The sequence below is a fragment of the Streptomyces sp. NPDC037421 genome, from assembly GCF_055602105.1.
Window position 1 is genome coordinate 1 of the sequence record NZ_JBVJWV010000087.1, and the last position, 1,885, is coordinate 1,885.

Consider the following 1,885-nt stretch of genomic DNA (forward strand, 5'->3'; position numbering starts at 1 on the left):
TCACCCACACCGACATCCTCACCCCCCACGAACACCGACAACTCGCCACCCTCAACAACACCACCACCCCACCCCCCACCCACACCACCATCCCCGAACTCTTCGAAGCACAAGCCGCCCGAACCCCCCACGCCATCGCCATCCGGCACCACGACCAACACCTCACCTACGCCCAACTCAACGAACAAGCCAACCGACTCGCCCACCACCTCCGCACCCACGGCACCGGACCCGAAGACTTCATCGCCCTCGCCCTCCCCAGATCGCCCGTACTGCTCACGGCCGCCCTCGCCGTGCTCAAGGTCGGCGCCGCCTACCAGCCGATCGACCTCGACTACCCCGCCGAGCGAATCGCCTACGTCCTCCGTGACGCGGCGCCCGCCCGTGTCCTCACCACCAGAGAGGTCGAGCACGCCCTCCCGGCCGACGACACCGTGCGGGTGCTGCTGGAGGACGTGTACCGGAGGCCCCTTCCCTCGGTGAACCTGTCGGACCGGGATCGCACCCGGCCCCTGGGGGCCCAGAACGCCGCGTACGTCCTCCACACCTCAGGGTCGACCGGCCGTCCCAAGGGCGTGGTCGTCACCCAGGGCAACGTCGTCGACTTCTGTTCGTGGGCCGCGGGTGACTACGGCCGCGAGCGGATGTCCCACACGCTGCTGTCCACGTCCCTCAACTTCGACGTGTCGGTCTTCGAGTGGCTCGTCCCGCTCACCCTGGGCGGAACCGTCGAGATCGTGCGGGACCTGCTGGAGGTCACCCAGCGGGGCGGCTGGTCGGGCACCCTCGTCAGCGGCGTGCCGTCCGTGTTCTCGGCGGTCCTCGCCGGCGGCCCGGTGGCTTTGCACGCTGGTGACGTGGCCCTGTGCGGTGAGGCGGTGCCGCCCCAGCTGGTGAAGGATCTGCGTGCAGCGCTCCCGGGCGCCAGGATCGCCAACATCTACGGGCCCACTGAGTGCACCGTCTACGCCACCGCCTGGTACGACGACGGCAACGCCGCCGGTACCGCACCGATCGGCAGGCCGATGGCCAACACCCGCGCCTACGTCCTGGACGCGCGGCTGCGGCTGGTACCGCCGGGTGTGGCGGGAGAACTGTATCTCGCCGGTGCGGGACTGGCCCGCGGCTACCTCAAGCGCCCGGACCTCACGGCAGAACGGTTCGTCGCGAACCCCTTCGGCCCGGCCGGGGACCGCATGTACCGCACCGGGGACATCGCCCGCTGGAACCGTGACGGACAGCTCGAATTCGTCGGCAGAGCGGATGACCAGGTCAAGATCCGTGGCTTCCGGATCGAACCGGCCGAGATAGCCGCCGTCATCGACCGCCATCCCGACGTGGGACGGACGTTGGTGACCGTCCGCGAGGACCGGCCCGGCGAGAAGGAACTGGTGGCCTACGTCATCCCGGCGGAATCCGTCGACGGCCTCCGCGTCGAGCCACTGCGCGAACACGCCCGGACTCTGCTTCCCGCTTACATGATTCCCACTGCGTTCGTCGTCATGGACCACTTCCCGCTCGCGCCGAACGGCAAGCTGGACCGGCGCGCCCTGCCGATGCCCGCGCGGGCAGGCGGCACGCCGGCGCGCGCACCGCGCAACGCCGTCGAAGAACGCCTGTGCGGGATCTTCGCCGACATCCTCGACGTGCCCGTCACCGGTGTCGACGACGATTTCTTCGGCCTCGGTGGTCACTCTCTGCTCGCGACCCGCCTGATCGGCCGCGTACGAGGAGCCCTTGGCGTGGAGGTCGGGATCCGTGACGTCTTCGAGGCTTCGACACCAGCGGGACTGGCACGACGCGTCGCCGCCGCACGTCCGGCCGGAACCCGCACCGCGTTGACACCAGCGGTACGACCCCAGCTGATACCCCTCTCGTTCGCCCA

At 69.7% G+C, this 1,885-nt stretch carries 1 protein-coding gene; it reads left to right on the top strand.

Annotated features, from left to right (window positions below):
• The coding region (locus ACZ7IF_RS39275; RefSeq protein ID WP_470981842.1) for a non-ribosomal peptide synthetase at positions 1 to 1,885 on the top strand (1,885 nt) is incomplete at both ends.